The sequence below is a fragment of the Achromobacter sp. 1011791174 genome (assembly GCF_059760925.1).
Map to the genome: position 1 here is coordinate 24,152 of NZ_JCBANH010000014.1, position 26,109 is coordinate 50,260.

General features: G+C 68.8%; 21 protein-coding genes. 7 read left to right on the forward strand and 14 right to left on the reverse strand.

Annotated elements, in window-relative coordinates; genetic code table 11:
• The first annotated feature begins 77 nt into the window (after positions 1-77).
• The 3 genes from AC6LJ5_RS07480 (at position 78) to AC6LJ5_RS07490 (ending at position 2,670) form a co-directional block, all read left to right on the forward strand.
• On the forward strand, positions 78-1,355 hold the full coding sequence (locus AC6LJ5_RS07480; RefSeq protein ID WP_498140167.1) for an ABC transporter substrate-binding protein: 1,278 nt from the start codon (positions 78-80) through the stop codon (positions 1,353-1,355).
• A 2-nt stretch (positions 1,356-1,357) separates the two neighbouring features.
• Positions 1,358-1,783 (forward strand): NUDIX hydrolase, encoded by a 426-nt coding sequence (locus AC6LJ5_RS07485; RefSeq protein WP_103274956.1) that lies wholly within the window; start codon positions 1,358-1,360, stop codon positions 1,781-1,783.
• Between the two features lie 77 nt (positions 1,784-1,860).
• Positions 1,861-2,670 (forward strand): aminoglycoside phosphotransferase family protein, encoded by an 810-nt coding sequence (locus AC6LJ5_RS07490; RefSeq protein ID WP_498140193.1) that lies wholly within the window; start codon positions 1,861-1,863, stop codon positions 2,668-2,670.
• Positions 2,671-2,707: 37 nt separating this feature from the next.
• Here AC6LJ5_RS07490 and AC6LJ5_RS07495 read toward each other — a convergent pair whose 3' ends face one another.
• Entirely contained in the window at positions 2,708-3,619 is a 912-nt protein-coding gene (locus AC6LJ5_RS07495; protein ID WP_498140168.1) for a LysR family transcriptional regulator, read from the reverse strand.
• A gap of 115 nt (positions 3,620-3,734) precedes the next feature.
• Between AC6LJ5_RS07495 and AC6LJ5_RS07500 the strand changes: the two genes are divergently transcribed.
• Entirely contained in the window at positions 3,735-4,478 is a 744-nt protein-coding gene (locus AC6LJ5_RS07500; protein WP_392409486.1) for an SDR family oxidoreductase, read from the forward strand.
• A 45-nt stretch (positions 4,479-4,523) separates the two neighbouring features.
• Here AC6LJ5_RS07500 and AC6LJ5_RS07505 read toward each other — a convergent pair whose 3' ends face one another.
• Together AC6LJ5_RS07505 and AC6LJ5_RS07510 are read right to left on the reverse strand one after the other, a co-directional pair.
• On the reverse strand, positions 4,524-5,528 hold the full coding sequence (locus tag AC6LJ5_RS07505; RefSeq protein ID WP_498140169.1) for a dienelactone hydrolase family protein: 1,005 nt from the start codon (positions 5,526-5,528) through the stop codon (positions 4,524-4,526).
• A 113-nt stretch (positions 5,529-5,641) separates the two neighbouring features.
• Positions 5,642-7,744, reverse strand: coding sequence for a TonB-dependent receptor (locus AC6LJ5_RS07510; protein WP_498140170.1), 2,103 nt, complete (start codon positions 7,742-7,744; stop codon positions 5,642-5,644).
• A 444-nt stretch (positions 7,745-8,188) separates the two neighbouring features.
• On the opposite strand from AC6LJ5_RS07510, the gene AC6LJ5_RS07515 reads away from it, so the two are divergent.
• On the forward strand, positions 8,189-9,073 hold the full coding sequence (locus tag AC6LJ5_RS07515; protein ID WP_103274962.1) for a crotonase/enoyl-CoA hydratase family protein: 885 nt from the start codon (positions 8,189-8,191) through the stop codon (positions 9,071-9,073).
• A gap of 54 nt (positions 9,074-9,127) precedes the next feature.
• On the opposite strand, the gene pdeR is transcribed toward AC6LJ5_RS07515, so the two are convergent.
• Together pdeR and AC6LJ5_RS07525 are read right to left on the reverse strand one after the other, a co-directional pair.
• Complete coding sequence (pdeR, locus tag AC6LJ5_RS07520; RefSeq protein WP_498140171.1) at positions 9,128-11,137, reverse strand: cyclic di-GMP phosphodiesterase; 2,010 nt, start codon at positions 11,135-11,137, stop codon at positions 9,128-9,130.
• Between the two features lie 211 nt (positions 11,138-11,348).
• Positions 11,349-12,344, reverse strand: coding sequence for a Bug family tripartite tricarboxylate transporter substrate binding protein (locus AC6LJ5_RS07525; RefSeq protein ID WP_103274964.1), 996 nt, complete (start codon positions 12,342-12,344; stop codon positions 11,349-11,351).
• A gap of 244 nt (positions 12,345-12,588) precedes the next feature.
• Between AC6LJ5_RS07525 and AC6LJ5_RS07530 the strand changes: the two genes are divergently transcribed.
• Positions 12,589-14,373, forward strand: a complete 1,785-nt coding sequence (locus tag AC6LJ5_RS07530) for an IlvD/Edd family dehydratase (RefSeq protein WP_199770877.1) — start codon at positions 12,589-12,591, stop codon at positions 14,371-14,373.
• An 83-nt stretch (positions 14,374-14,456) separates the two neighbouring features.
• Positions 14,457-15,140, forward strand: a complete 684-nt coding sequence (locus AC6LJ5_RS07535; protein ID WP_103274965.1) for a GntR family transcriptional regulator — start codon at positions 14,457-14,459, stop codon at positions 15,138-15,140.
• A 177-nt stretch (positions 15,141-15,317) separates the two neighbouring features.
• Here AC6LJ5_RS07535 and AC6LJ5_RS07540 read toward each other — a convergent pair whose 3' ends face one another.
• The 9 genes from AC6LJ5_RS07540 to AC6LJ5_RS07580 form a co-directional block, all read right to left on the reverse strand.
• On the reverse strand, positions 15,318-16,973 hold the full coding sequence (locus AC6LJ5_RS07540) for a TRAP transporter large permease (protein WP_498140172.1): 1,656 nt from the start codon (positions 16,971-16,973) through the stop codon (positions 15,318-15,320).
• A gap of 2 nt (positions 16,974-16,975) precedes the next feature.
• Positions 16,976-17,602 (reverse strand): TRAP transporter small permease subunit, encoded by a 627-nt coding sequence (locus AC6LJ5_RS07545; protein ID WP_103274967.1) that lies wholly within the window; start codon positions 17,600-17,602, stop codon positions 16,976-16,978.
• Positions 17,603-17,676: 74 nt separating this feature from the next.
• Positions 17,677-18,453 carry an ABC transporter permease gene (locus AC6LJ5_RS07550; RefSeq protein WP_498140173.1) on the reverse strand — a complete coding sequence of 259 codons (777 nt, stop codon included), beginning with the start codon at positions 18,451-18,453 and terminating at the stop codon, positions 17,677-17,679.
• Positions 18,450-19,259 (reverse strand): ABC transporter ATP-binding protein, encoded by an 810-nt coding sequence (locus AC6LJ5_RS07555; RefSeq protein WP_498140174.1) that lies wholly within the window; start codon positions 19,257-19,259, stop codon positions 18,450-18,452. Before AC6LJ5_RS07555 ends, AC6LJ5_RS07550 begins: the two co-directional genes overlap by 4 nt.
• On the reverse strand, positions 19,256-20,281 hold the full coding sequence (locus AC6LJ5_RS07560; protein WP_498140175.1) for an ABC transporter substrate-binding protein: 1,026 nt from the start codon (positions 20,279-20,281) through the stop codon (positions 19,256-19,258). The genes AC6LJ5_RS07555 and AC6LJ5_RS07560 overlap by 4 nt, the downstream gene beginning before the upstream one ends.
• Before the next feature lie 51 nt (positions 20,282-20,332).
• Positions 20,333-21,544 carry a xanthine dehydrogenase family Fe-S subunit gene (locus tag AC6LJ5_RS07565; protein WP_498140194.1) on the reverse strand — a complete coding sequence of 404 codons (1,212 nt, stop codon included), beginning with the start codon at positions 21,542-21,544 and terminating at the stop codon, positions 20,333-20,335.
• A 5-nt stretch (positions 21,545-21,549) separates the two neighbouring features.
• A complete protein-coding gene (locus AC6LJ5_RS07570; protein ID WP_103274973.1) occupies positions 21,550-22,377 on the reverse strand; it encodes an FAD binding domain-containing protein in 828 nt (275 codons plus the stop codon).
• Positions 22,374-24,776 carry a xanthine dehydrogenase family protein molybdopterin-binding subunit gene (locus tag AC6LJ5_RS07575; protein ID WP_498140176.1) on the reverse strand — a complete coding sequence of 801 codons (2,403 nt, stop codon included), beginning with the start codon at positions 24,774-24,776 and terminating at the stop codon, positions 22,374-22,376. The genes AC6LJ5_RS07570 and AC6LJ5_RS07575 overlap by 4 nt, the downstream gene beginning before the upstream one ends.
• A 23-nt stretch (positions 24,777-24,799) precedes the next feature.
• The gene (locus AC6LJ5_RS07580; RefSeq protein WP_103274975.1) at positions 24,800-25,903 is read right to left on the reverse strand and encodes a TRAP transporter substrate-binding protein; all 1,104 of its coding nucleotides are present in this window, start codon (positions 25,901-25,903) and stop codon (positions 24,800-24,802) included.
• Between the last annotated feature and the right edge of the window lie 206 nt (positions 25,904-26,109).

Consider the following 26,109-nt stretch of genomic DNA (forward strand, 5'->3'; position numbering starts at 1 on the left):
ACAGAGCGCCGCAGCAATCAGCCCCAGGCGCCATACGAAGACCGACGACACCCGGCACCCAAGAGGAGACCCCTTCCATGAAGTCCCAACCGCAATTCCGTCCGGCCGCGATCTCGCGCCGGCCGCTCACCCACCTGTGCGCCGCCCTGGCGCTGGCCGCCATCCCCGCCCTGCCCGCGCTGGCCCAGGCCCCCGCCATCTCCGACGATATCGTCCGGCTCGGCCTGATCCTGGACATGAGCGGCGTCTACGCCGACGTCACCGGCAAGGGCAGCGCCACCGCCGCCGAGATGGCCATCGCCGATTTCGGCGGCCAGGTGCTGGGCAAGAAGATCGACCTGCTGGTGGCCGACCACCAGAACAAGGCCGACATCGCCGCCGCCCGCGCGCGCGAGTGGTACGACACGCAGAAGGTGGATGCCATCATGGACGTGGCCGGCTCCGCGCCAGCGCTGGCGGTGCTGGAGGTGGCGCGCGAGAAAAAACGCATCGTGGTCTACAGCGGTCCCGGCACCGAGCGCATCACCAACGACCTGTGCTCGCCCTATTCGGTGCACTACACCTACGACACCTGGTCGCTGGCCAACACCACCGCGCGCGCCACGGTGGAGCAAGGCGGCAAGAGCTGGTATTTCCTGACGGCGGACTACGGCTTCGGCTATACGCTGCAAGCCTCGGCCACCGAAGTGGTCAAGGCCAATGGCGGCACCGTGCTGGGCGCGGCGCGCCATCCGCTGGGCTCGTCGGACTTCGCCTCTTATCTGCTTCAGGCCCAGGCCAGCCGCGCGCAGGTCATCGGGCTGGCCAACGCGGGCGGCGACACGGTCAACGCGATCAAGGCGGCCAGCGAATTCGGGCTGACCCGCGGCGGCCAGAAGATGGCCGGCCTGCTGCTGTACATCAACGACATCCACGCCATCGGCCTGGAAGCCGCCGCCGGCCTGACGCTGACCGAGGCCTTCTACTGGGACCTGAACGAGCAGACCCGCGCCTGGTCCAAGCGCTACTACGACAAACTTGGCAAAATGCCCAACATGAGCCAGGCGGGCACGTATTCCTCGGTCATGCACTACCTGAAGGCGGTGCAGGCCGCCGGCACCGACGACGCCGCCGCGGTCATGAAACAGATGAAGGCCATGCCCATCAACGACTTCTTCGCCACCAACGGCCGCATCCGCGAGGATGGCCGCATGGTGCATGACATGTACCTGTTCGAGGTCAAGAAGCCGTCCGAGTCGAAGCAGCCTTGGGACTACTACAAGCTGCTGGCCACGCTGCCGGGCGACCAGGCTTTCATGCCCCTGTCGAAATCCTCGTGCCCGCTGGTCAAGCAGGCCGGGGCAGCCAAGGACTGACCATGCACACCCAGCGCCCCATCCCCGCCACCATCGCCGCCGTCATCCGCGACGGCCAGGTGCTGCTGGTGCGCCGCGCCAATCCGCCGGACCAGGGGCGCTGGGCTTTTCCCGGCGGCAAGATCGAGATGGGCGAACGCATCGAGGACGCGGCCGCGCGCGAGCTGTTCGAGGAAACCGGCGTCACCGCCGAGCCGCTGACGGTGTTCGACGCGGTCGACGTGTTCGACCACGACGCCGACGGCCTGCTGCGCCGCCACTACATCCTGGTGGCCGTGCTGTGCCGCTGGATCTCGGGCGAGCCGGTGGCCGGCGACGACGCCAGCCAGGCACGCTGGGTGCCGCTGGCCGAGCTGGACGCGCAGGCGCTGGCTCTGAGCTTCGGCGTGGCGGACGTGGCGCGCAAGGCGGCGGCGCTGGCGGGCTGAACCGCGCCGCGCCTCCCGTCATCCCCGCCGCGCATTCCCCTATGATGGACGACCACGCCGCTCATCCCGCCCGCCCCATGTTCGACGCTTACCTGCAACGCTGGAACCTCGCGCCCGCCGGCGCCCCGATCACCACGCCGGCAGCCCGCCTGCTGCCCGTGCTGCACGAGGGCCAGCCGGCCATGCTGAAGATCTCGCACGAACAGGACGAAAGAGAAGGCGGCGTGCTGATGCGCTGGTGGGACGGCCAGGGCGCGGCGCGCGTGCTGGCGCATGACGACGACGCCATCCTGCTGGAACGCGCCACCGGCACACGCTCGCTGGCCGAGTACGCCCGCAACGGCCGCGACGACGAGGCCACGCGCATCATCTGCGATGTGCTGGCCCGCCTGCACGCGCCGCGCGCCAAGGCCCCGCCGCCGCTGCGCACGCTGGAATCCTGGTTCGTCGACCTGTGGCCCATGGCGCAGGCGCAAGGCGGCATCCTGGCCGACTGCGCCCGCCACGCGCGCGCCCTGCTCGACGATCCGCGCGACCCGGCCGTGCTGCATGGCGACGTGCACCACGACAACATCCTGGACTTCGGCGAGCGCGGCTGGCTGGTGATCGACCCCAAGCGCCTGCATGGCGAGCGCGCCTTCGACTACGCCAACATCTTCTGCAATCCGGATCTGGCCGACCCCAGGCCGCCGGTCGCCATCGTGCCGGGCTGCTTCGACCGCCGCTTCGCGCTGATCACGCACGCATCCGGCCTGGAACCCCGCCGTCTGCTGCAATGGATCGCGGCCTGGTGCGGCCTGTCGGCCGCCTGGTTCATGGGCGACGGCGATGACGCGGCCATCGACCTGAACATCGCCGGCCAGGCGCTGGCGCGGCTGGCGCGTTGAGCGCCGCCACGGCCGCCATTCGCGCGCTCGGGGCACGCTACCTGACCGGCATGTCCGCGCCGAAGGCCGCCTCGAATAGTTGCGCCAGCCATTGCGTGAACACGCGCACCCGCGCCGACACCTGCCGGTTCTGCGGATACAGCACCGACACCGGCATGGGCGCGGGCGGCAGGTGCGGCAACACGACCTTGAGCTGGCCGTCCGCCAGCTCCCGCGCCACGCGGTAGCGCGGCACCTGGATCAATCCCAGCCCGGCCAGCGCCGCGCCCGTGTACAGCTCGGCCCCGCTCACGCTGACCGCCGCGCGCGGCGCGGCCTGCACGCTGCGGCCATCGACCAGGAAATCCATGGTCATGGCGCGGCCCGTGGCGCTGGACTGGTAGTTCACCGCCCAATGCGCGTCCAGGTCCTCCAGTCCGGCCGGCTCCCCGTGCCGCGCCAGATAGGCCGGGCTGGCCACCGTCACCTGCGGCATCAGCGCGATGCGCCGCCCCGCCAGCGACGAGTCCTGCAGTTCGCCGGCGCGCAGCACGCAGTCCACGCCTTCACGCACCAGGTCCACGTAGCGGTCGTCCTCGCCCAGGTGCAGCGTGATGTCGGGGTAGCGCGCGAGGAAACCGGGCAGCCCCGGCATCACGAAATACCGCGCCAGCGTGCCTTGCGCGTTCACTCGCAGCAGGCCCTTGGGCGCCTTGTCCAGGAAGGCGCCGTCGGCTTCCTCCAGGTCGGCCAGCAGGCGCACGCAGCGCCGGTAGTAGATCTCGCCGTCGTGGGTCAGGCGGACCTGGCGCGTGGTGCGCTCCAGCAGCCGCGCGCCCAGGCGCTGTTCCAGGCGCTTGATCAGGTTGGTGACGGTGGCGGGCGGAATCCGCAGATCCTCGGCCGCCTTGGAGAAGCTGTGGCGCTCGGCGATGCGCGCGAACACCTGCATTTCCTGGAAACGGTCCATGGGGCTCGGCCTTTTATTTATGCAAATGAAATTATGTCTGCAAATATAGGCTGATTATTTTTCCAGTGGAATAGCGGATCATGGCAAGCATTCCCTCATGACACGGAGCATTTCCATGACCCAGCAGACTTCCCGGCGCGTCGCCCTCGTCACCGGCGGCTCACGCGGCATCGGCGCGGCGATCGCGCTGCGCCTGGCCCGCGACGGCCACGCCGTGGCCATCAACTACGCGTCCAGCAGCGCCGCCGCCGAAGCGCTGGCGGCGCAGATCCGCCAGGCCGGCGGCCAGGCCGCCGCGTTGCGCGCCGACGTGTCCGACCCCGCCCAGGCCAACGCCCTGTTCGAAGCGGCCGAAGCCGCGCTGGGCCGGGTGGACGTGCTGGTCAACAACGCCGGCGTGCTGCATGTGCAGCCGCTGGCGCAGACCAGCGACGAACAGTACGAGCAGATGTTCAACATCAACACGCGCGGCACCTTCAACATGCTGCGCGCCGCGGCGACCCGGTTGGCCGACGATGGTCGCGTGATCAACCTGTCCAGCACCACGATCGCGCTGAACCTGCCCGGCTATGCCGCCTACATCGGCAGCAAGGCGGCGGTGGAAGGCTTCACCCGCGTCTTCGCCAAGGAGCTGCGTGGCCGCCGCGTCACGGTCAACGCCGTGGCGCCCGGGCCGGTGGCCACCGAACTCTTCATGACGGGCAAGAGCGCGGAACTGGTCGAGCACTACGCCAAGCTGCCGCCGCTGGAGCGGCTGGGCCAGCCCGACGACATCGCCGGCGTGGTGGCGTTCCTGGCCGGACCGGACGGCGGCTGGGTCAACGGCCAGGTGCTGCGCGCCAACGGCGGCGTGGCCTGACGCGGCGCGGCGGGCGGATGGAAGCGCTCCCGTCCGCGTTTACGTTCAGGGACGGCGCGCCTGGCCGGATGCCGCGCCCGGCTCCGGCATGGCGTAACCCTGCGCGCGCAGGAAGTCGCGCACCAGCGGCTTCCATTTCTCGGGCGCATGCGTGAACAGCGAATGGCCGTTGTCGCCGTCCGGCCCCAGGCGTTCGAATTGCGCATGGCCGCCGGCGGCGTTGTAGGCCTCGGCCCAGCGTTGCGGCCATTCCGGCCCCCAGTACAGGTCGTTCTCGGTATAGATCCAGAGCATGGGCATGCGGGTGGTCGCAGCGTAGCCGGCATAGGTTTCCTGCAAGCGCTCGGGCCCACAGGGCTTGCCAGGCGATTTGACCGGATCCCCGCCCGAACCGCCCGCGAAATTGATGGCGGCGCGCACGCCGGCCGGCCCGGCCGCCGCCAGCGCCACGGTCGAGCCGCCGCCCACCGACTGGCCCAGCGCCACCACGTTGGCCGGATCCACGTCCGGCCGCCGCGCCATCGCCTCGATCACCTGCGCGATCTCGCTCGCGGCACGGTTGAACATGGGCGTGAAACGCCGGTCGCCGCAAGGGCCGCTGTTTTCCAGATCGGGGCCTCCAGTGGCGCCATAGCCCAGCCGCACCGGCACGGCCACGACGAAGCCAGCGTCGGTGAAATAGCGGGCCGCCGTCGCATAGCGCGCGCGGCCCAGCTTGGCGCGGCCGGCGGCGTCGCCGCCCCGGCCGTGGCTGATCACCATCAGCGGATGCCGGCCCTCGCCCTGGGGCGTGAACACGGTGACGACCAGCTCGCCCCTGGCCTGACCGCCGTTCTCCAGGTCGACCTGGACCGGCACGCGCACCACGCTTTCGTTGGGCAGCATCTCGGTCGCGGCCTTCGCGCCCTGTCCGGCGCAGCCCGACAGCGCGGGCAGCGCCCCCGCCGCACAGGCCAGCAGGACAGCCTGGACCCACCCGCGCCGTGGGCGCGATGCCCGGCATGCGGGCAGGGATTCGAGTGTGTTCGACGGGTCGCGCGTGTCTCGCATGGCGAAAGCCTCCGGGCTGGCCGCGGCGGACGGCCCGCGCGCGACAGCAGAAGCCTACCCCTGCCCCTGCCGATTGCAAGCCGGGACTTGCCCGGCTTGTAACAACGCCCCGCTCAGAACCGGTACTGCGCGGTCGCCACCACGGTGCGCGGTTCGCCGATGCGGATCTGGCCGGCGCTGGTGGCCGACGCGTAATAGGTCTTGTCGGTCAGGTTGCGCACCGCCAGGCGCCAGTCCCACTGACCCGTGCGATAGCCGACCAGCGCGTCCCAGCGCGCATAGCCGGGCAGCACCGCCGTGTTGGCGTTGTCGGCATAGCGCTGGCCGACAAAGGTGACGCCGGTTTCGCCGTACAGGCCCTCGGCCGGCTTGTACGTGAGGAACACGCTGCCATTGCGGCGCGCCACGTTGCCGACGCGGTTGCCGGCCAGGCCGTTGTTGTCCTCGACGATCGACGCGTTCTGCAGGCCCAGCCCGCCGCGCAGATACCAGTTGCCCTGCAGGCGGCCTGCGGCGGTCAGCTCCACGCCGCGCGAGCGTTGCAGGCCGGTCAGCAGCACGATGCCGGGGTCGTTGGGATCGGTGGTGCGGCGGTTGTACAGCTCCAGGTTGTAGAACGCCAGCGTGGTGCTCAGGCGGCCGTCCAGCCAGTCGCTCTTGATGCCCACTTCGTACTGGCGGGTGCGCTCCGGGTCCAGCTCATTGGTGTTGCCGCGCGCGTTGGGCGTGATGCCGATGAGGCCGCCGCCGGTGGGCGAGAAGGTCTTGCTGTACGAAGCGTAGAAGGAATGGTCGCGCAGCGGCGTCCAGACCACGCCGGCGCGCGGGCTGACGCCGCTGCTGCTGCGCGAGGCCGAGGCGTCGAGCAGGCGGTTGGTCGAATCGATGTTGAAGCGGTCCAGCCGCAGGCCCAGCAGCACCTGCCAGGCCTCGTTCAGCTTGATCTGGTCCTGCGCGTAGTAGCCCTGGGTGCGGACCTTGTGGCGCGCGTCGCTGTTGATCGTCATCGCGCCCTGGTGCTGGCGCGACAGGTCCGGGTCGTACAGGTCCAGCGTCGGCACGGGCTGCGCGCCGAGGCCGCGCGTGGCGGCGGTGTACAGCCTGGGCGAGCGGTCCTGGTTGGCGAATTCCATGCCGAACAGCACGCGGTGTTCGATGGCGCCGGTATGGAACAGACCCTCGGCCTCGACGTTGTTGCTGATGTTGCGCGTGCGCAGGTCCTGCTGCCAGCGCGTGCGGCTGACCTTGCCGGTGGCGGCGTTGTAGCCGGTCAGGTAGGTGTTGTCGAACTCGCTGTCCAGCGCGAACACGCCCAGCGTGTGGCGCAACTGCCAGCCCGGCGCCACCGTGTAGGCCAGGCGCGAGCGGAAGGACTGGGCGCGATCGTCGATGTAGTCGCGGTCCGGATCGCCATAGACGGTACGGCGGCCCACGTCGGCCGGACGGCCGTTGACGCTGGGGATGCCGCGATCCGGCGTGCGATCGTAGCGGCTGTATTCATACTGCACCAGCCAGTCCAGGTCCGGCGTGATGCGCCAGTTCAGCGACGGCGCCAGCAACTGGCGCTTGCCGCCGATCTTGTGGCTGAAGCTGTCGGCGTCTTCCTGGCCCACGTTCAGGCGCACGCTGACCTTGTCGCTGGGGTCCGCGCTCAGATCGCCGTAGAAACTGCGCGGGTCCCAGCTGCCGCCCTGCGCCTCCAGCGTGGACTCGCGGCCCGGCTGCGGCGCCTTGCTGACGCGATTGACGATGCCGCCCTGGCTGCCGCGACCGTACAGCACGGCGGCCGGGCCCTTGAGCACCTCGATGCGCTCGATATTGTGCAGGTCGCGCACGTACTGGCTGTCGTCGCGGATGCCGTCCAGGTAGAAGTCGTTGCTGGCGTCGAAGCCGCGGATGCGCAGCGAATCGAAGCGCGTGTCCTGCGCGCTGGAGACGTTGGGGATGCCCGAGAGCGCCTCGCCCAGCGTGCTGACGCCGTAGCTCTGGACGTTCTCGACCTTGACGCTGTCGATGGCCTGCGGCACGTAACGGGCCGGCGTCTGGGTGCGGGTGGCGGTGGTGACCTCCGGCACGCGCGGATCGTCGACGCTCTGGCCTTCGACGCTGATGGGCTGCAATTGCGCGGTCTGCGCGTGGACGGGAACAAGGGGGATGGCGTGCAGAGCCAGGGCCACGCCCAGGGTCAGGGCGCGCGGCTTGGGAAGGACGTGCATGGTGCGAGCTGCGGTGGTGAGTAGGTCTTATCGAGACGGAATATTATCGAGAATCACTTTCATTCGTAAATAAGAACCTTCTCATAACCAATACCCGCGCGCGCCTCGTTGCGGATGGACAACAGCCGTCCATCCTCCTCCCGGCCGTCGATCGTCGGGCGCGGCGCGGCCCTCCCCCATCCGCACGAGTGCGCCGCCGATGCCCGCCGCGCCCTTCGATACCCGCAAACTCGCGAGGGTCCTCATCCCTTGCGCCCAGGCCGTCCTCGTCCGATCGGCCGAGCCTGGACGCAACGAGGCCGGCACGCGCCGATGCACTCGGGTCTTTGGCCTACACGCAAGCATGGCCACACGGAGGAGCGAAGCATGAGGCGGGCGGGAAAGGCTCTGTATTAGGCTGGCCCCGCAGTACTCCGACTCACCTTCATCGATTGGACGACAGCAATGAATCAACTCATGCATCCGGACTGCCATCCTTTTGCCCAAGCTGGCAACCTGAAACAGATCTCCGCCTACTACGAGGAGGGACGACGCGTCATATGGATGATGCTGCGGGCCCAGCCGCGGCCCTGCTTCAACCATGAATTGATAGACGAGATCATGACGCTGGCCCGCGCCGCCAAGGACTCCGGGCTGCCCATCGACTTCTGGGTAACGGGCTCACTGATCCCGCAGATCTACAACGTGGGCGGCGACCTGAACTTCTTTTCCGAAGCGATCCGGGGCGGCCGGCGCGAGGCGTTGCGCGCCTACGCGCGCGCCTGCGTCGATTGCGTGCACGCCGCCAGCCGCGGCTTCGACACCGGCGCGATCTCGCTGGCCATGATCGAGGGCACCGCGCTGGGCGGCGGCTTCGAGGCCGCGCTGGCGCACCATTTCGTGCTGGCGCAGAACAATGCCCGCATGGGCTTTCCCGAAATGGCCTTCAACCTCTTCCCCGGCATGGGCGGCTATTCGCTGGTGGCGCGGCGCTCGGGCATGCGGCTGGCCGAAGAACTGATCGGCACCGGCGAGTCGCACACGGCCGAGTGGTTCCAGGCGCGCGGCCTGGTCGACGTGCTGTTCGAGCCGGGCGACGCCTACAAGGCCACGCGCACCTTCATCGACGTGCTGCGGCCCAAGCTCAACGGCACGCGCGCCATGTTGCGCGCGCGCCAGCGCGTGCTGCGGCTGTCGCGCTCGGAACTGATGGACATCACCGAGGATTGGGTCGAGGCCGCCTTCTCCATCGACCCGAAGGACCGCGCCTACATGGAGCGGCTGGTCATTGCGCAGAACCGGCGCAGCGCCGCCGGGCCGGAGGCCGGCATGGAAGCCACCATGCATTGAGCGCCCGCGCGGCGGCGGGCGCGTGCAGGCGCCGGGGCGACCCGGCGCACGCGCTCAGGCGATCAGGTGCAGCCGACGCCGCCGCGCCAGCCATTCGGTGAACTCGGCCGCCGGCATGGGCTTGGCGTACAGATAGCCCTGCTTTGCATCCACGCCCAGGGTGTCGAGGAAGGCGGTTTCCTCGGACGTCTCGACGCCCTCGGCGATCACCTTCAGCTCCAGCGTGCGCGCCACCGCCACGATGGCGCGCGCCAGCGCCTGCGAGACCGGGTTCTCGTTGACCCCGCGCACGAAGCTGGCGTCCAGCTTGATCGCGTCCAGCGGGATGCGCGCCAGCTGCGACAGCGAGGAATAGCCGGTGCCGAAGTCGTCCAGGTGCACCCGCGCTCCCAGCTTGCGGAACTGCTTGATCAGCTCGATGGCCGAATGCTCGTCCTCGATCAGGCAGCTCTCGGTGAGTTCGATGTCCAGCATGCAGGGATCCAGGCCGGCGTCGGACAGCGCGCTCATGAACTCGCTGACCAGGCCCTTGTCCTCGAGCTGGCGCGCCGAGACGTTGACCGCAACGCGGATGTTCAGGCCCTCGCGCTTCCAGGCGGCCGCCTGGCGCGCGGCCTCGCGCATGACCCACACGCCCAGCGGCGCGATCAACCCCGAATCCTCGGCGTAGGGAATGAAGGCGCCGGGGCCGACCATGCCGCGCTCGGGCGACTTCCAGCGCAGCAGGGCCTCGACCCCGTCCAGCTCGCCGGTGCGGCCGGACAGCTTGGGCTGGTAGTGCAGCATCAGGTGGCCGTCGGCCATGGCCTTGCGCAGATTGGTGTCCAGCCACACGTAATCGGCGTTGCGGCGGTCCATCTCGGGCAGGAACACGCGATAGGTGTGGCGCCCCGATTCCTTGGCCACGTACATGGCGATGTCGGCGCTGCGCACCACGCTGTCCAGGTCGGCGCCATGTTCGGGATACATGGCGATGCCGATCGAGCAGCTGGTGTAGACCTCGATCAGCCCCTGGCGGAACGGCTCGCGCAGCCGCTCGATGATGCGTTGCGAGGTCGCCTCCAGCTCGTGGACTTCGGCGCCCTCCTGCAGCACGATGAACTCGTCGCCGCCCAGCCGCGCCAGCGTCTGTCCTTCGGCCAGGCAGCCGGAAATGGCCAGCGCCACCGCCTTGAGCAGCTGGTCGCCGAAGCCATGGCCGTAGTGGTCGTTGATGCGCTTGAAGTTGTCCAGGTCCAGGAACAGCACGCCGCCGCGCCCGCCCTCGCCCGCCGACAGCGCCGCCTGCAGCTGCGCGGTGATGGCATGGCGGTTGGGCAGATTGGTCAGCACGTCGGTGTTGGCCAGCACGCGCAGGCGTTCCTGGGCCTGCCGCTCCTCGGTGATGTCGGTGCCCGAACAGATCAGATAGACGCGCTTTTCGCCGCTGCCGCTGGTGACGAACTTGTTGCGGAACAGGAACAGCCTCGGGCCCTTGACCGTGTTGATCAGGCGCTCGACCTCGTAGGACTGGCCGTTGCGGTAGAAGGCGGCGATGTTGCGGCGGGAGGCCGAGGCCTCCTCGCGGGTCATGAACATGTCGAACACGCTGCGCCCGACGATGTCCTGCTCGCGCTTGCCGGTGTATTCCTCGCTCAGCTTGTTGAAGCGCTGCACCCGGCCGTGCTGGTCGACAATGACGATGACCGAGTTGGCCTGCGACACCACGGTCTCGGCGAAGGACAGGCCCTCGACCAGGTCCTTGGCCACCGATTCGGTGTCCGAGTAGGCCGACGCGGTGCCGGCCCATTCCTTGGGATTGATCTTGCGCCCGACCAGGTGCAGGCCGATGGGCTCGCCATACAGCTTGACCTCGATGCGCAGGCTGGAGGTGATGCCGGTCAGGTCGCGGATGGCGGCGGCCTGCTCCGGGCTCAGCGCCGTGGCGATATTGGCCGCGCCCTTGATCGCGGACAGCTCGAAGGCATCGCTATCGCTCGCCAGCCGCCAATATGGGCTGTGCGTGCCGAAGTATTGGTACAGGAGCGACCTGTCGTCCTGATTGTCGTCCTGGAAATCGGCCATTGTCTTCCCCCGCGCCGTCTTGGAATGGCTCGCAAAATACATTACGGCCTAGCCAAGCCGGGGTCAACCACTATATGAGAAAGCAACGCTTCCGGCCAGCCTCGAGGGGGGTGCGCGAGAGCCGGCCCGGGCTTGCGCCTAACACGAACGTGTTGCAAGCCTTTGCTGGCGGACGCCGCCGGAAGCCCCGGAAGCGCCCGCCGCGATCCGCTTATTCCGGCTTGACGCCGGCCTCGTCGATCACCTTGGTCCAGCGCGCCACTTCGGCCGACACCCGGGCGCCGGCGTCGGCCGGCGTGGTCCAGGTGGCGATCGCGCCCTGGTTCAGCAGCGAGGCCTTCACGTCCGGCTTGGCCAGGATCTTCTTCAGCTCGCCGTTCAGACGCTCGACGACCGGCGCCGGGGTGCCGGCGGGCGCGACGATGCCGAACATGGAGCTGACTTCGAAATCCTTGAGCCCGGCCTCGGCGGCGGTGGGCGTGTCGGGCAGCGCCGGCACGCGCTCGGCCGAGGTCACCGCCAGCGCGCGCAGCTTGCCGGCCTTGATGCTGCCCTGGGCGGCGGGCACGGTTTCGATCATGCTCAGCACCTGGCCGCCCATCAGGTCGGTCATGGCCGGGCCGCTGCCCTTGTACGGCACGTGCAGGATGTCCACGCCGGCGGCGCGCTTGAACATCTCGCCGGCCAGGTGCTGGGGCGAGCCGTTGCCGGCCGAGCCCATGGTGATGTAGCCCGGCTTGGACTTTGCCAGGGCGATCAGCTGCGACAGGCTGGTGGCCTGCACGGAAGGATTGACCACGAACACCAGCGGCACGGTGCCGACGATGGACACCGGCGCGAAGCTCTTCTCGACGTCGTAGGTGACGCGGCCGCGATACAGGGCGGCATTGATCGAATGGCTGGTCAGCGCGCCCATCAGCAGGGTGTAGCCGTCGGCCGGCGCCTTGGCGACCTGATCGGCGCCGATATTGCCGGCCGCGCCCGCGCGGTTCTCCACGACCACCGTCTGTCCCAGCGCGCCGGTCAGCTCCTGGGCCAGCACGCGGCCGATCACGTCGGTGGCGCCGCCGGGGGGATAGGGCACGATCAGCCGTATCGGCTTGTCCGGGTAGGCGTCGGCGGCCAGGGCCGGGACGGACGCGCCGGCGCACACGGCCAGCAGGGAAAGCAGCACGGCGCGGCGCGCGCCGCTGGCGATAACGGGCATGTAGGTCTCCTGCCGGGATGGGTATAAGAATTGGAACGGACGCCCGGCTCGTCAACCGCGCCAGTGTAGGGGCCGTGACCTGATTGAAGAATCAGAATTTTTCTATCGACTGATCTACCAATCAAATCAATAAAAAGACCGTATCAAAGCGCTTGCGGGCCAGTTTCCGGGGTGGCTATGATCTCGGATTCGGATTATCAATAATATTATTGAGATCAAAACCCCGGCCTGACAGAGAACGACGATGACGGACAAGACCAAGGGAACGCCCACGCCGGCGCAGGCGCAAGCCGCCGGACCAACCCCAGCGCAAGGCCCCCAGGGCGTGGCGCGCGGCCTGACCAACTATGGCGACACGGGCTTTTCCCTGTTCCTGCGCAAGGCCTTCATCAAGGGCGCCGGCTACACCGACGACGCGCTGTCGCGCCCCATCATCGGCATCGTCAACACGGGCAGCAGCTACAACCCCTGCCACGGCAACGCGCCGCAGCTGATCGAGGCAGTCAAGCGCGGCGTGATGCTGGCCGGCGGACTGCCGATGGACTTCCCCACCATCTCGGTGCACGAGAGCTTCTCGCAGCCGACCAGCATGTACCTGCGCAACCTCATGTCCATGGACACCGAGGAAATGATCCGCGCGCAGCCCATGGACGCCGTGGTGCTGATCGGCGGCTGCGACAAGACGGTGCCGGCCCAGCTCATGGGCGCGGCCTCGGCGGGCGTGCCGGCGATCCAGCTGGTGACCGGCTCGATGCTGACCGGATCGCATCGCGGCGAGCGCGTCGGCGCCTGCACCGACTGCCGCCGCTACTGGGGCCGCTACCGCGCCGAGGAGATCGACGCCGAGGAAATCGCCGACGTCAACAACCAGCTGGTGGCCAGCGTGGGCACCTGTTCGGTGATGGGCACGGCCAGCACCATGGCCTGCCTGACCGAGGCGCTGGGCATGATGGTGGCCGGCGGCGCGTCGGCCCCGGCCGTCACCGCCGACCGCGTGCGCGTGGCCGAGCACACCGGCGCCAGCGCCGTGGCGCTGGCCCGATCACGCCTGACGCCCGACCGCATCATCACCGGCAAGTCCATCGAGAACGCGCTGCGCGTGCTGCTGGCCATCGGCGGCTCGACCAATGGCATCGTCCACCTGACCGCCATCGCCGGCCGACTGGGCATCGACATCGACCTGGCCGGCCTGGACCGCATGAGCCGCGAGACGCCGGTGCTGGTGGACCTGAAGCCCTCGGGCCAGCACTACATGGAAGACTTCCACCACGCCGGCGGCATGCCCGCGCTGCTGCGCGAGCTGCGGCCGCTGCTGCACCTGGACGCGCTGACGGTCTCGGGCCGCACGCTGGGCGAGGAACTGGACGACGCGCCGGCGCCCTTCCCCCAGGACGTGATCCGCAGCCCGGCCGCGCCCATCTATCCGGTGGGCGGCCTGGCGGTGCTGCGCGGCAACCTGGCGCCAGGCGGCGCCATCATCAAGCAGTCGGCCGCCAACCCGGCGCTGATGGAACACGAAGGCCGCGCGGTGGTGTTCGAGGACGCCGAGGACATGGCCCGCCGCATCGACGACGACGCGCTGGACGTGACCGCCCAGGACATCCTGGTGCTCAAGCGCATCGGTCCGACCGGCGCCCCCGGCATGCCCGAGGCCGGCTACATGCCAATCCCCAGGAAGCTGGCGCGGGCCGGCGTCAAGGACATGGTGCGCATCTCCGACGGCCGCATGAGCGGCACGGCGGCCGGCACCATCGTGCTGCACGTCACGCCCGAGGCCGCCATCGGCGGGCCGCTGGCCTATGTGCAGAATGGCGACCGCATCCGCCTGTCGGTGGCGCGTCGCGAGATCGCGCTGCTGGTGGACGACGCCGAGCTGGCGCGCCGCATGGCGGCCGCGCCCGTCACGCGTCCCACGGCCGAGCGCGGCTACCGCAAACTCTTCATGCAGACCGTGACGCAGGCCGATCAGGGTGTGGATTTCGACTTCCTGCGCGCCGGCGCCACCCGGGATACCGTGCCCAAGCCGTAGCGGCCGGCCCGCGCCAACCCGCTGCACGCGCCTAGATCACAGCCCGAACGTCACCGCCCGAACCCCCAGCCCGACCGCCGATCATGAACGCCATCTCCCCCGACGACCACGCAGAACCCGCCGCCGACGCGCTCGCGGACGCCCTGGCCGAGCTGGAAGAGGACATCGTCTTCGGACGCCTGCACCCGCGCCAGCGCCTGACCGAGGACGAGCTGATGGAGCGCTTCGGCCTCAAGCGCCACGCGGTGCGCCAGATCCTGGCCGAGCTGGAAGCGCTGGGCGCGGTGGAGAAAAAGCGCAATATCGGCGCGGTGGTGCGCGCCTTCTCGGCGCGCGAGGTCATGGAGCTGTACGCGCTGCGGCAAGTGCTGGAGGTGCATGCCGCCAGCCAGATCCCGCTGCCCGTGCCGCAGGCGCGGCTGGCGGCGCTGGTGGCCGTGCAGCGCGAACACGATGCGGCGGTCGCCGACGGCGACGCGCGCCGCGTGTTCCGCAGCAACCAGCGCTTTCATCGCGAGCTTTTCGGCCTGCTGGACAACACGGTGCTGGGCCAGGCCATCGAGGAATACGCGCGCCGCACCCATCCCATCCGCTTCGGCTCGCTGGCATCGCCCGGCTATCGCGAACGCGCGCGCCAGGAGCACTGGGCCATGATCCACGCCCTGCGCGATGGCGACCGCGACGCCTTGATGGCGCTCTGCCGCGACCACCTGCTGCCATCGCGGGACGCCTATCTGGCGTCGGAACGGGCCCGGCTCGGCGCCTAGTGTGCTGTCCCGCAGATACGCCCGCACGAAATCCACCCCTAGCCGCCATGGCGTCGTTGCAAATCCTCGCGATACCTACGGGTATCGCTGCGGTTTGCGCCTAGCCCTGACGTCTATGGATGAATTTCGTCATGCGGACGTACCTACGGGACAGCACACTAGCCCGCCCCTGCCCTGTTACTTGAACGGACTGGCGTCCGTCCCATAGGCGCTGGCGCCATCGCCGCCGCCCACTTCCAGCGACACGGAATTCGGATCGACGATGGCGGCGTCGCCCTTGTAGTGCATCACCATGCCCGGGAACGCCATCACCGCGCCCACCATGAGCAGCTGGATCACGATGAACGGCACCGAACCCCAATAGATCTGCCCGGTGGTGACAGGCTCGATCATCTTGCCCGTCACCCTGTCCTTGTAGCGTTCGCGGGGCGCCACCGAACGCAGGTAGAACAGCGCGAAGCCGAACGGCGGATGCATGAAGGACGTCTGCATGTTGACGGCCAGGATCACGCCGAACCAGATCAGGTCTATGCCCAGTTTGTCGGCGACCGGCCCCAGCAAGGGCACGATGATGAACGCCAGCTCGAAGAAGTCCAGGAAGAAGGCCAGCACGAAGGTCAGGATGCTGACCACGATCAGGAAGCCCCACTGCCCGCCGGGCAGGCCCGTCAGCAGATGCTCGACCCATAGATCGCCATTGACGGCGCGAAAGGTCAGGCCGAACACGGTGGAGCCCACCAGGATGAACACCACGAAGCAGGACAGCTTGGTGGTCGTGTCCATGGCCTGCCGCAACAGGTCCAGCGACAGCCGGCGGCGCGCCACCGCCATCAGGATGGCGCCCACCGCGCCCATGGCGCCGCCCTCGGTCGGCGTGGCCACGCCGATGAAGATGGTGCCCAGCACCAGGAAGATCAGCGCCAGCGGAGGGATCATCACGAAGGTCACGCGCTCGGCCAGGGCGGACAGCAGCCCCAGCCCCAACGCCTTGTTGACCAGCGCGATGACGAAGGCGGTCGCGCCCCAGAACAGCAGCGCCACCACGATGCGCTCGTCCAACGGCGCGGTGTTGTTTTCGACCCAGAGGCCCAGGACGTACGCCGACACGGCGGAGATCGCCATCAGCACCAGCAGCGAGCGCCCGCCCCGGCCGCCATTCGGAGCCTGGAAACGACGCGCCTCTTCGGGCAGCGCCGGCGCCGAGTCCGGCTTGAGCAGGCTCATGATGACGATGTAGACGATATACAGCCCCGCCAGGATGAAACCCGGCACCATCGCCGCGCGGTAGATGTCGCCGATGGAACGGCCGAGCTGGTCCGCCAGGATGATCAGCACCAGCGAGGGCGGGATGATCTGCGACAGCGTGCCAGAAGCCGCGATGATGCCGCTGGCCAGCCGGCGGTCATAGCCATAGCGCAGCATGATGGGCAGGGAGATAAGGCCCATCGAGATCACCGAGGCCGACACCACGCCGGTCGTGGCGGCCAGCATGGCGCCCACGAACACGACCGCGATCGCCAGGCCGCCGCGCAGCGTGCCGAAGAGCTGGCCGATGGTCTCCAGCAGGTCCTCGGCCATGCCTGAGCGCTCCAGCACCAGACCCATCAGCGTGAAGAACGGCACCGCCAGCAGCGTGTCGTTGGAAATGATGCCGAACACCCGCTGAGGCAGCGCCTGGAACAGCGAGGAGTTGAGCAGGCCCAGCTCCATGCCGACCAGGCCGAACAATATGCCGTTGGCCGCCAGCGCGAACGCCACCGGAAAGCCCAGCAGCAGGAAACCGATCAGGGTCGCGAACATGATCGGCGCCAGATTGGCGATGAGGAATTCCATGGTCAGCGGCCCTTCTCGTTCAGTTCGTTCTGTGCGGCGGCTTCGCGCGCCTGCGCTTCGCGGGCGATTTCCTCGGCCAGTTCTTCCTCGGCGCTCTTGGCGCCCTCGCGCTCGCGCGGGTCGCGGCAGCGCCCGGCCAGGAAGCCCACGCACTTGATCAGGTGCGACAGGCCGGCCAGCGCCAGCAGCGCGAAACCGACGGGAATCAGCAGCTTGACCGGCCAGCGGATCAGCCCGCCGGAGTTGGATGAATACTCGTTGCTGAGATACGAATCCATGAACACCGGCCAGGACAGATACATGATCAGCAGGCAGGCCGGCATCAGGAAGAACAGCACGCCGAAGATCTCGATGCCGATCTGCGCCCGGCGCGACAGCTTCGAGGCGATGATGTCCACCCGGACATGGTCGTTCTTCAGCAGCGTGTAGCCCGCGGTCAGCAGGAACATGGCGCCGAACATGTACCACTGCAACTCCAGCCAGGCATTGGAGCTGTCGTGAAAGAACTTGCGCATGATGGCGTTGCCGGTGCTGACCAGGACCACCAGCAGCGTGACCCAGGACACGGCCCGGCCCACGCGCAGGTTGACCGCGTCTATGCCGCGCGACAAGGCGAGTAGTGCTTGCATCTGTTTTCCCCTGTATCGATTCCAATCAGGCGCCTGCCCTGCGGGCTTCCCGGAGCGCCCCGGGTTTGCATCTTTCAGCCGTCTTCCCGGTGATGCCGCAGCCACGGCGTCAGCCGCCGCTCCAGCCACACCAGCAAGGAGAACAGCGCCATGCCCATGAGCGCCAGCACGAAGATCGCCGCGAACACCCGGACCGTGTCGAAGGTGCCCTGGGCGCTCATGATCACGTAGCCCAGGCCGCGCTGCGAGGACACGAACTCGCCGACGATGGCGCCGACCAGGGCCAGTGAGATCGAGACCTTCATGCCGGCCAGGATCGAGGGCAGCGCGCTGGGCAGCCGCACCTTGAAGAAGAAATCGCGGCGCGAGCCCTTCAGCACGCGCCCCAGATCCAGCACGTCCTGCGGCACCGAGCGCAGACCGTGGACGGTGTCCACGATCATCGCGAACACCGCGATTAGGAAGGCGATGGCGATCTTCGGCTCGGCGCCGGTGCCCATCCAGATCACGAACAAGGGCGCGATGGCGACCTTGGGCACGCTGTTCAAGGCCACGATCAAGGGGTAGACGAAGCGCTCGAACCAGCGCGATCCCACCAGCATCACGGCGGTCAGCACGCCGAACGCCACCGCCAGCGCGAAACCGGCCAGCGTGGTCATCAGCGTGTACGCGGCATGGCCGGCGTACCAGGCCCACTCGGACGCCAGCTCCAGCGCCACCTGGCCCGGCAGCGGCAGCATGATGGCGCGCACCTGGAACAGCCGGGCGGCCGCCTCCCACAGCAGCAGAAAGACCAGCACCGACGCCAGCCCGGCCATGCGCCGGCCCGCGCCTTTCAAGAGCGTGATCATCGGATGGCCTCCGGAACCGGCGCGGCCGCGCCGCCCTCATCGATCAGGCCCATGCGCTGGAACATGCCACGGATGTGCCGCACGTATTCGCCGAACCGGGGTGTTTCGCGCAGCGCCAGCGGCCGTGGCCGGGGCAGGTCGATCTCTATGGTTTCCAGGATGCGGCCCGGACGCGGCGAGAACACCATGACCACGTCGCCCAGGAACACAGCCTCGGCGATGCCGTGCGTGACGAACAGCACCGTGTTGCGGGTTTCCATCCAGATCCGCTGCAGCTCCACGTTCATCTGGTCGCGCGTCAGCGCGTCCAGCGCGCCGAAGGGCTCGTCCATCAGCAGCAGCCTGGGATCGTCCACCAGGGCCCGGCAGATCGCGACCCGCTGGCGCATGCCGCCGGACAGTTCGCGCGGGTAGCTGCCGGCGAACTTTTCCAGGCCTGTCAGGGCCAGCAGCGCGCTCACCTTGTCCGCGTAGGCCGCCGCCGGCTTGTGCGCGAATTCGACGGGCAGCAGGATATTGCGGCGGACGTCGCGCCATTCCAGCAGCGCGTCGCGCTGGAACACCATGCCCATGCCGTCCGGCGGCCCCTGCACCGGCTTGCCCTCGACCCGCAGGTCGCCGGCGGAAATGGTCTCCAATCCGGCCACACAGCGCAGGAACGTGCTCTTGCCACAGCCGCTGGGTCCCAGGATGCTGACGAAGCGCCCGCGCGGCACCTCGACCGACACCGAGGCCAGCGCCTCCACGCCCGCCGAGCCGGGGTAGCGCTTGCGCACGCCGTTCGCCGCCACGGCCCATTGCGTCATGGCTGCACCAGGCTGTCGTAGCGTTCCGCGTGCACCAGGCCGGGCTCGTAGAACGAAGCAGCCTGGGCGTCGGCGCCGATCAGCCCCACGGTCGACAGGGTCGCGACGGCCTGCGTCCAATCCTGCGGCACGATCGCGCCCAGGCGCGCGCCGGCCGCCGGCTGGCCGAAATACGGCTGCAAGGCGTCGATCTGGCCGCGCAGCACCTTCCTGTCCAGCCTGGACTGCGGACGCTGCGCCAGGATGGCGGCGACCGCCTCGTCCTGATGCCCCGCATAGATGTACTCCCAGGCCCGCGCGCTCACGCTGGCGAAGCGCGCGATGGCGTCGCGCCGCTGAGCCAGCTTGGACTCGTTGGCGAACAGGCCGAAGCTGGGCATGTTCAGGCCAAAGTCGGCGAAGCGCACTGCGTTCGACGGCCGGGTCTGCGACACCACCGGCAGGAAGAACGGGATGGTGGAGAACGCCGCGTCCGCCCGCCCCACCGCATAGGTGGATGCCTTGCTGGCGGCGTCGACATTGATCAGCTCCAGATCGCTTTTCTTGAGCTTGCCCGCCGCCAGGAAGGCGTCGATGAAAGGCGCTTCCAGCGAACCGGCGGTATAGGCGACCTTCTTGCCTTTCAGCTGCGCGGGCCCGCTGATGCCGGCGTCGGCCGGCACCAACAGCCCGATGTCGCTCTGTCTGGCGAACACGGCCACCGCCTTGACCGGCATGCCCTTTTCACGAGCGATCATGGCCGAGGCCAGCGCCGCGTGTCCCAGGTCGAAGCTGTCGCCGGCGCCGACGATCTGCACCGTCGTCACCGAACCGTTGCCGTCCTCCAGCGACACGTCCAGGCCGGCCTGGCGGTACCAGCCCTTCTGCTGCGCCAGATGGAAGGCGCCGTGCACGCCCCAGGGCGTCCAGTCCAGCCGCACCCGCAAGGGCTCCAGGGCCTGCGGCCAGGCGGGCGCGCTCAGCGCGACAGCGGCCAGGCCCAACAAGGCGTTGCGCCAGTTTCGTGCGATTACCGCGAACATGATTTTCCCCGTTATGTGTCGACGCCGGACGCCGCCGGCGCCGCTTCCCGCTCAGCCGCCCCGGCCGAACCACCGCTTGATGCGCGCCCACAGCACGCTGAAGAACATGGCCGTGGGATTGAAGCTGGCCTGGACCGGCGCCTCGCCCGCGGCGGCGGGCCGCCGCAGCCGGGCGGTGACGTTGTTGCCGAAGTCCGCGATCATGCGGCGCACGAAGTCCTGCACCAGCCCGGACCGCGAAAACTGCGCCAGGGGCCCCTGCAGCGAATACAGCAGGTTCACGTGCACCTGCGTCTCGCCGGGCGAAAGCGCCTGCAGCCGGTAGGTGATGTCGCCATTGGCGCGCGACTGACTGAGCGAGTCCTGCCCGGCGCCACGGAACACCGCCTGCATGGCGGCGTCGTCGCGCTCCAGGCGGGCCGCGCCGTTGAAGGCGGCGGACATGGGTCCGAACTTGATGGCGATCTTGCCCTTGACCCGGTCGCCTTCATGCTCCTCGATCGAAGCGCCGGGCAGACAGCTGGCCAGCGCCGGCAGGTCCACCATGAAGGCCCAGACCTCGGCCGCCGGAAAGGGCACGGTGAAACCGCCGTCGATCTGGCTGCCCCGGCCTTCCTTCCTGCCGGCCGGCGTGGCGGCGGCGGGAACGGACGCGGGCTTGGCCGCCGCCGCCCCGGCGCTATCCGCCACCGGCGTGAATCCCGCGAAGGCCGCCTGCCGCGCGATCACGGGCGCGGCGCCCCGCCCCTGCGCCAGGGCGGCACGCAGCGCATCCACGGCGGGATCCGGCTGCGCCCGCAGCTCGGCCAGCACGGACATCACGGCGGCCACGATGCCCATGTAGCCGGTGCAGCGGCACAGATTGCCGGACAGTTCCACCCGCACCCTGCCCTCGTCCGCCTGCGGCAGCCGCAGCACGATGTCGCGCGACGTCGCCAGCATGCCGGGCGTGCAGTAGCCGCATTGCAGGGCGTGGTGCCGCGTGAAGGCGGCGCGCAACCGCTGCATGACCGGATCGGCGTCGTAGCCCTCGATGGTGGTCACCTGCCGTCCCTCGCAGGCCACCGCGAAGGAGATACAGGACCGCACCGGCGCGCCATCCACCAGCACCGTGCAAGCGCCGCAGACGCCGTGCTCGCAGCCGAGATGGGTACCGGTCAGGCGCGCCTGGTCCCGCAGGAAATCCCCCAGATGCATGCGCGCGGGCGCCTCGTGCGATACGCGCTTGCCGTTCACTTCCAATGTCACCTGAACCATGGCTATTCCCGTCAACCCAATGCCTGCGCCAGGCAGCGCGTCACCGCGGTCCCGTGCAGCTTGCGGTGGTGTTCATCCTTGCCCGGCATGACGCCGGCCAGCTCGTCAGCGAGCAGGACGGGGTCCAGGCCCGCCAGTCCTTGCCGCGCGATGCTCGCGGCCAGCCGGGGCAGCAATCCGGGCGCGCCGTCCAGCGCGCCCACGGCGATCCGCGCCGTCTTCGAGGCGGCATCGAACCACGCGGCGCAGCTGGCCTCGGCGAATTCGCCGGTCTTGCGGCAAAACTTGTAGTAGCCCCAGCGCGCCGCCGGCCCCGCCTCTGGCACATGCACGGCGGCGATCAGCTCGTCCTCGCGCAGCCCGGTGGTGTAGGCGCCCTGCATGTAGTCCTGCGCCGGCAGCATGCGGACCCCGTCCGGGCCGGCGATCTCCAGCGTCGCGCCCAGGCCGACCATGGTCAGCACCCAGTCGGCCGCCGGATCGGCATGCGCCAGGCTGCCGCCCAGCGTGCCGCGATTGCGGATGGCGCGGTAGGCGATGCCCGGCGCCACCTGCTGCAAGGGCGTGCCGCGCAGCAGTTCGTGCACGCCATCCTCGATCTCGGCATGGGTCACGGCCGCGCCCACGCGCAGCCCGCCGTCCTGCCGCGTGACGGTGCGCAGTTCGGCCAGGCCGGAGATGTCGATGACGACGGGCGGACGCGCCAGCCGCAGGTTCAGCATGGGTCCCAGCGATTGTCCGCCGGCCATGAGCTTGGCGCGGCCTTCGTGCGCGCGCAGCGCCCGCAAAGCCTCCTGCAGCGAGCCCGGACGCGTGTATTCGAACGCGGCGGCCTTCATGCCGTCACCTCCGCGCTGGCGGGCTCGGGCTGGCGGCTGCCCTGCGCGATGGCGGCGAGCACCCGCGTCGGCGACAGCGGCGTGCGCAGCAGCTCGGCCGCGCCCAGCGGGCGCAGCGCATCGTTGACCGCGTTGAACAGCACCGCCGGCGGCGCGATGGCGCCGCCCTCGCCCATGCCCTTGGCGCCGAACTCGGTATGCGGCGATGGCGTCTCGAAGTGATGCAGGCGCATGTTCGGCACCTCGGTTGCGCCGGGCAGCATGTAGTCGGCCAGCGTCGACGCCAGCGGCTGGCCGTTGTCGTCGTAGGGCGTTTCCTCGTAGAAGGCGGTGCCGATGCCCTGGGCCACGCCGCCGATGGTCTGGCCTTCGACCACCATGGGATTGATCATGGTCCCGCAGTCCTCCACCACCACATAGTCCAGGATCTCCACCCCGCCGGTGCCGGGGTCCACCGCCACCACCGCCGCGTGGGTGGCGTAGGTGAAACAGCCGGTGTCGACCTTGGGCTTGTAGCCGACGGTGACTTCCAGTCCGGCGGGATCCACGTCGGGCGGCAGCAACTGCGGCCGCAGGTACCAGGCGTCGGCCACATCCTTGACCGACACCGACTTGCCGCCCGCTTCCAGCCGGTCGCCGTTCCAGGCCACGCTGGCGGCATCGGCCTGCAGCAGGTGCGCGCCGATATGCGTGAGCCTGGGCAGCAGGCGCTTGCAGGCCTGCGACACCGCGCCGCCCGACATCACCAGCGAGCGCGAGGCATAGGTGCCGGTGGAAAATGGCGTCTGCCCGGTATCGCCATGCAGCAGCTTGATGCTGGCCACGTCCACGCCCAGGATCTCGTTGGCGATCTGGGCAAAGGTCGTTTCCATGCCCTGCCCGTGCGAATGCACGCCGACCCGCAGCTCCAGCCCGCCATCGGGCGTGACCCGGGCCGTGGCCTGGTCGAAGCCCGGAATGACGGGCGTGCCCCAGGCGGCGAACACCGAGGTGCCGTGCGCGGCCTGCTCCGTATAGGTGGCCAGGCCCACGCCGATGAGGCGGCCGTCGGCCTCGCCGCGCCGCTGGCGCTCGCGGATAGCGTCCACGCCGATCATGTCCATGGCCTGCCGCAGGCTGGCCGGATAATCGCCGCTGTCCAGGTGCTTGCCGGTGACGTTGACGTAGGGCATCTGTTCGCCCTGCACCAGGTTCTCCTGGCGGATTTCCCAGGGTTCGCGTCCGACCTCGCGGGCGATCGCGTCCATCGTCAGCTCCATGGCGAAACAGACGCCGGTGCGCGCCACGCCCCGGTACGGCACGAAGCCCGGCTTGTTGGTGGCCACCGCCTTGGTCTCGCAGCGATAGCCCTTGAACGCATACGGCCCCGGCAGGTTGCCGATGGCCTGGCCCGGCTCCAGGCCGATGGTGAACGGCCAGACCGAATAGGCGCCGCCGTCGATGGTGATCCTGGCGTCCAGCGCCAGCAGCTTGCCGCGACGGTCGGCGTAGGCCACCATTTCATAATGGTGCTCGCGCGAGTTCGCGCCCGCCGTCAGGTGCTCGCGGCGGTCCTCGATGAAGCGGAACGGCCGCTTGAAGGTCTTGGCCAGCCAGGCCACGCACAGTTCTTCCTGCTGCAGCACGCACTTGTAGCCGAAGGCGCCGCCCACGTCCGGCGACACCACCCGCACCCGACCCTGTTCCAGGTCCAGGCACTGGGCCAGCACGCTGCGGATCATGTGCGGCACCTGCGTGGCGCTGACCACCACCAGCTGGTCAGCCTGATGGTCCCAGTAGGCCAGCACCGCCTTGCCCTCCATCGGCACCATGCATTGCCGCGCCAGGTCGATCTTGCGCCGCACCACCACGTCCGCCTGCGCCGCCAGTTCGTCGAACTGCTTGTCGACATTGAGCGTGACGAAGACGTTGTCGCGCCATTGCTCGTGCACGAAATCGCCTTGCGCCGCCTGGGCGCTGGCAACGTCCGCGTACACCGGCAGGTCGTCGTAGTCGACCTCGATCAGTTCGGCGTAGTCCTCGGCCTCGGCGCGGGTCGGCGCGACCACCATGGCGACGGGTTCGCCCACGAACCGCACCTTGCCCGATGCCAGCGGCGGCTGGGCCGAGACCTGGTAGCTCGGCAGCGTCGAGTCCGCCACGATGTCGCGCGCGTCCGCCATCGCCTGGCGCACGAACGCCTTGTCGGCGATCTGGCTGGCCACGCGCACCGAGGCGATGCGCGCATGCGCCAGCGGGCTGCGCAGGAAAGCGACCTCGCTCAGTCCGGGCATGGCCATGTCAGCCACGAAGTTGCCCTTGCCATGCAGGTGGCGCGCGTCCTCCTTGCGCGGAACCCGCGCGCCCACCCCCTGCGGCTTGCCCGGCCGGCCGTGCGTATCGGCGTCTGCTGTCGTCATGACTCCCCTCTGTCCGGCGTGGCTCACTTGGCCTGGGCCTTCGCCACGGCGGCGAAGGTGTAGTTGTCCAGCGGGCTTTCGGCCACCCGGAACCAGCCCGCCTGCTCGGCCTGGAATTTCTTCCAGTCGGGGAAGATCGCCGCGAAATCCGGATTCTTCGCAGAGAGCTCGGCCCACAGTTCCTGCGAGGCGTTGTACGCCGCGTCCATCACTTCCTTGGGAAAGAAGCTGACCTTGGCGCCGCCGGCGATCAGCTTGCGCAGTGCCAGCGGATTGCGCGCGTCGTAGTGGGCCAGCATGCGCATGGTCTGTTCGCCCGCCGCGGCCTCGAACGCGGCCTGATAGGCCGGCGGCAGGGCCTCCCAGGCCTTGTCGTGCACCATGCTGGTGATGGACGCGCTGCCCTCGAACCAGCCCGGTGAATAGTAGTAAGGCGCCACCTTGTTGAAGCCCAGCTTCTCGTCGTCGTAGGGCCCGATCCATTCGGCCGCGTCGATGGTGCCTTTCTCCAGCGCCGGGTAGATATCGCCCGGAGGAATCTGTTGCGGCACCGCGCCCAGCTTGGACAGCACCATGCCGCCGATGCCGCCGATGCGCATGTTCAGGCCCTTCAGGTCGGCGACCGACTTGATTTCCTTGCGGTACCAGCCGCCCATCTGCACGCCCACGTTGCCACAGACGTGATTGACGATGTTGTACTTCTTATAGAGCGCGCGCAGCATCGCCATGCCGCCGCCGTAGTGGATCCAGGCGTTGTGCTGGCGGGCGCTCAGGCCGAAGGACAGGCCGGTGTCGAAGGTCAGCGCCGTGTTCTTGCCGATGTAGGCGGTGCTCAGCACGTGATTGCATTCGACCGTGCCATTGCTGACCGCATCCATGTTCTGCGCCGCCGGCACCAGCTCGCCACCCGGAAAGGCGCGGATCTCGAACTTGCCTTCGGTCAGCTGCGCCACGCGCTTGCAGAAGTCTTCGGCCGAACCGTAGATGGTGTCCAGGCTCTTGGGCCAGCTGGTGGACATGCGCCAGCGCACCGCCGGCGCGGATTGCGCGACGGCTGGCATGCCCACGGCGGCAAGGCCGGCGCCGGCTGCGCCGGCGGCTTGTGCGAGGAAACGGCGTCGTTGCATTGATTGCTCCCGATCTGGTTCGATTGAGTCCCCTTGGACCCGTTTCTACTCGTGCCAACGCCGCGCTCGCGCAACCAAAAAAACGTTAGCACACTGAATTTTTGGTCAGCATACTGACAGTAATTTTGAGTGTCAACAAGGTAAACCCCCACTGCTGTCAGCCGCGAAACGCCTGGGTTTTCACCGATTCCGCCGAAATTTCGGCA